At 45.3% G+C, this 3,700-nt stretch carries 4 protein-coding genes; 2 read left to right on the top strand and 2 right to left on the bottom strand.

What is annotated here, in order from left to right:
- Positions 1-147 precede the first annotated feature (147 nt).
- Positions 148-339 carry a hypothetical protein gene (locus ACFSB2_RS15060; protein ID WP_377943913.1) on the bottom strand — a complete coding sequence of 64 codons (192 nt, stop codon included), beginning with the start codon at positions 337-339 and terminating at the stop codon, positions 148-150.
- A 618-nt stretch (positions 340-957) separates the two neighbouring features.
- On the opposite strand from ACFSB2_RS15060, the gene ACFSB2_RS15055 reads away from it, so the two are divergent.
- The gene (locus ACFSB2_RS15055) at positions 958-1,824 is read left to right on the top strand and encodes a DUF4062 domain-containing protein (RefSeq protein ID WP_377943912.1); all 867 of its coding nucleotides are present in this window, start codon (positions 958-960) and stop codon (positions 1,822-1,824) included.
- 74 nt (positions 1,825-1,898) lie between these two features.
- Positions 1,899-3,371, top strand: a complete 1,473-nt coding sequence (locus ACFSB2_RS15050; RefSeq protein ID WP_377943911.1) for a hypothetical protein — start codon at positions 1,899-1,901, stop codon at positions 3,369-3,371.
- A 73-nt stretch (positions 3,372-3,444) separates the two neighbouring features.
- Here the strand turns inward: ACFSB2_RS15050 and ACFSB2_RS15045 are convergent.
- The coding region (locus ACFSB2_RS15045) for a hypothetical protein (RefSeq protein ID WP_377943910.1) at positions 3,445-3,700 on the bottom strand (256 nt) is incomplete at its 5' end.

The following is a 3,700-nucleotide window of genomic DNA, read 5'->3' as shown; positions in this document are numbered from 1 at the left end:
TGCCAACCGTCGACGAACCTTGCCTTCGGGCCAGGCATTTAACTCCATGGTCTCTTGACAAGAAAAAAACGAGTGGCGGTTGACGGCCTCGTTCATATCAGTTCTTATCTGTATACCTGAGTGCTCAAGAACCGTATAACTCAACCGTTACGAAATAAGGTTTTTCCCACCCCAAATTGTAATCCCAATTTCATCATTGGCGAGGTCGTCAGTCCCTTTCATGACAGTGACTTGTTCAATGCCCATATCATTGGGACTGCCTTCTTTCCCACCGAGAATCGGATGTAGACAATCCAAGATATGTTTAACGGGACCGTCTGGTATTTCGCCAATATTCAACGTCTGGCTCCCAAACCGAACATCTACCCTTGCGGTACTTACCCCAGTAGGGAAATTCTTCGCCGTTGAACGTACCCAATTCACAAAGTTTGTGTCCACACTGTTACTAGGCACCCTTCCACGATATATCCCCCGGAATACAGCATTACTTATATCTCCTGGTCGTGCGCTGGGAACATCAGTTAGTGTCACATCAACACCTGGGCTCTGTTGAACAATACGTGATGCTGACCAAAATTGTACGTTTGTCAGCCTACCTCCAAACCAGCGACATGATCTCAGAGATGCTAAAACCGTATAAGCCAAATTATCCACGTCCGGCCCGGAGGTCATCAAACGAGAAACACGAAACTTCATGTCGACACCAGTAGGTTGAGAGGTGGGCTCTCCTAACAGACATATGTTTTTCTCTAGCGCTATCCTCCACTGGTTTCGACCAAAAGATGAGCGTGGCTCCCCATGAACATGAAAACGAACTTGTCGCATAGAAAATGTGCTCCCCCCTTCTTGTCGTAACGCTGTGTAGTTGAATTAGTCCCTGAACTAGACAAACCTAGCTTTACAATCTGCTTATAATATACAATTGATTTATCTATAGGAGAATCATGGGGGAATATTGTGGCATACAATGCAATCGTTTACCGAATTCTGATTGCGTCTCCTGGGGATGTAGATGCGGAGAGAAAGCTTATCCCTGAACTAATTTACAAATGGAATGCATCCTATTCTGTTAGCACAAACGTTGTACTCTTACCTGTCAAGTGGGAAACGCATGCCGTGCCGGAAATGGGAGGCAGGCCGCAAGCGATTATCAATAAGCAATTGGTGCATAGCTGTGATATCCTCATCGGCACTTTCTGGACAAGGCTCGGCACTCATACAGGGGTTGCAGATTCCGGAACACTTGAAGAGATTCAAGAGTTCGCTCAACAGGGCAAACCCGTGGCCTTGTTCTTTTCGTCACAGGTAGTTCAACCTGATAGGGTCGATTGGGATCAATACCGGAAACTCACCGAGTATAAAGGAAGATTTAAACAAGCCGGATTGATTGGTGAATATTCCACCCTTGAAGAGTATGAGGAACTGGTGAACCGAACACTCCACGGGTTCGTACAAACTCTGCTGGCGCCTACGATGCAGGCCAAAGACCAGCAGAATACAAATGATGAGTTACGTGAAAACAAACAAAATTTGAGGCGGCAACAGATTATATGGAGGAACTTGCGGTCTACGGATCCGTACTCGCATCCCTCCAAGGCGAGACGGATTTTCAAAGACTATGAACAACTTTTGCTGGATTTACGTGTAAAAATCGAAGGTACGGCCTTTGAAGGTCTAGCACAGCAGGTCGATGGTTGGATGTCCAAGATCGCCGGCCTTCTCGAATATCGAGTCAACATGGCAGACCGCAACTCGCTCGTTCAATTTTGGTCTGACGCAGATACGCTGGTTGAGGAGATTTCTGCGACAGTGCAGCAGGTTTAGTGCTAAGTGCCCCTGAAGGGCTGATTACTTTGCTGTACAACAACCACGTAGAAAATTAGGAGGACATTATCGGAATGGCATATACGGCAACTGTGTATCGGGTCTTGGTTGCTTCTCCAAGTGACGTAACCGAGGAAAGAGCTATAGTCCCAAAGGTAATCTACGAGTGGAATGCATCTCATTCGGCAGAGCAGAATGTAGTTCTGCTCCCGGTAAAATGGGAAACCCATTCTGTGCCGGAACTGGGCGATCACCCTCAACAAATCATTAACAAGCAACTGGTCGGTAATTGTGACATTCTCATCGGTGCCTTCTGGACTCGCCTGGGCACTCATACTGGAGTCGCCGAATCTGGAACGCTCGAGGAAATAGAGGAATTTCGTCAGCAAGGAAAGCCAGTAGCGTTGTTTTTTTCATCTAAAGAAGTAGCGCCGAATAAGGTCGACTGGCCACAATATCAGAAGCTCCTACAACAGAAGGAATTATTCAAGAAGGCGGGCCTGATTGGAGAATACTCATCACTTGAAGACTTTGAGGAGTTACTTACACGGACACTCCATACCTTCGTACGTACTTTAGTTTCTAATGAGAAGCCATCCGATACCGACAAAACGCAATCAAACAGTGCTACTCAGCCACTTACAAGCAAAGAAATTTCAAAGGTTGGCCAAGTAAAAAAGCTGATTTCGACAAACGCTTCTATTGAGCTACAGGACATGGTTCGTCAAGATACAATTTCGTGTCGGGAGTTTATTCTGACGAGGCCAAACGACAGTGCGGACGTAGTACAAGAGTTCAGTGAGCAATTAAAGGGCTATGTCTCAAACATCAAACCACTCGCCGGCGTGCTTTCTACCCTAGCATGTTACGGTGATGCGTTAAATAGAAAGTTAATCAGACAAGCATTTTCTCGGTTGGTCGACATACCTCGAAGTAGCGGAAAAACAATTTTGCTTGACCTAAAACTCCTCCCGACACTGTACTGTATGTATGCTGTAGGAGTATCCAGTGTAGCTGCCGATGATTATGAAACACTACTGACTCTCACTGAATCAAAAATATTCGATATTCACGAAAACCAACGTCCACTTATTACAGATGTTCACCCCTACAGTGTTTTTGAGCACTCATTGGAGTTAGTACCTCGCCCTAGAGCAAATGAATATACGCCATTAAGTAATTGGATGTACGAGGAACTTTACCCCCTCCTTGATTGGTACACGCCAACAGAGACGGAGTACGAAAAAGCCTTTACGCTCTACGAATTTATCTGCGGGCTTATGATGATAGATAGTCGTACCTCTTCCGGATGGGATTGGGCACCTCTCGGCAGATATTACTGGCAAGGTAAATCTCAGCGCATGATCGAAAGTTGGTTGACCGAAGGTCATGCATTGGGAACCAAGTGGACACCATTGAAAGCTCTGTTCGACGGAGATCAAGAGAGGTTTGTTTCCGTACTGGGAAGATTCGAGAAATTTATCCATGAAGCTTCTCGTGGACAAGGAGTGTTTTCAACCGTAAGCCTACTTGAGACATACCGATAGGCTTTAACAACAATTAAATTTCTGAATGAAAGGAATAGGACTTTAAGATGCGAGTAGAATGGGAGCTTACGTATCAAAACATAACTCTATATAAAGTGGCTGCGGAGACGGAAAATTTCATTTCCGCCCATGATACATTCGGTTCAAAGTTAGCATTTAGCGTAGAGATAGAACCGAATTTCGGATTGGACCAGCGTGATCTGATTTCACTTGGTGGAGAAATATTGGGGTCTGTCAATAATTTTGTGTAAACTCCGTTCGATAAAACTAGCGGATATAGTTCTCCACTCGGTCTGGAAAGTATATGATTAACTGACTGAGTATCTGTC

This window comes from Alicyclobacillus fodiniaquatilis (assembly GCF_042678105.1).
GTDB classification, from domain to species: domain Bacteria; phylum Bacillota; class Bacilli; order Alicyclobacillales; family Alicyclobacillaceae; genus Alicyclobacillus; species Alicyclobacillus fodiniaquatilis.
The sequence above is the reverse complement of the archived record's forward strand: the minus strand, read 5'-3'. Positions and strand labels throughout refer to the sequence as shown.